The 440-nt window shown below is 74.3% G+C and carries 1 pseudogene; it reads left to right on the top strand.

Annotated elements, in window-relative coordinates:
* Positions 1-440 (top strand): annotated as a pseudogene (locus HW466_RS31490) (MBL fold metallo-hydrolase); the annotation flags it as partial.

The raw sequence follows: 440 nt of genomic DNA, 5'->3' as shown, positions 1-440 counted from the left end.
GAGCTCGATGCGGTGCTGCTCGGCGGCGGCGTGTGGAGCGGCGGACGCGAGGCAGGCTTGCCGGCCGCTCGACGCGTCTACGCGAGCAAGCCGGTGGCGGCATGCCTTGGCGGCGGCGCGGTCGGGCTCGCGGCGTACGAGACCAGCACGCTCTGCCGCGATGGCCTGACGCGCCTGTTGGTCACGGCCACGCCGGCCGGCAGCGCGGGCGACGCGGGGATCGGAGTCGTGCTGGGTTCGGTGCGGCCGCGCGACCTGCTGTACCTGCCGGGCGTTGGGGTATCGCCCGAAGGCGTGACCGACGTCGCCGACCGCTTCGCGCCACGAGCGGTGCTGCTGGGTGCGACCTGGTTCGATCGTCAATGCGGGCCGGGCAGCCGTGACGACGACCTGGCGTGGGTGGTGGCGCGGGCGTTTCCGGATGCCGTGCTGCTGGTGGG

Origin of the sequence: Burkholderia territorii, from assembly GCF_902833055.1 — a bacterium.
GTDB lineage: Bacteria > Pseudomonadota > Gammaproteobacteria > Burkholderiales > Burkholderiaceae > Burkholderia > Burkholderia territorii.
The sequence above is the reverse complement of the archived record's forward strand: the minus strand, read 5'-3'. Positions and strand labels throughout refer to the sequence as shown.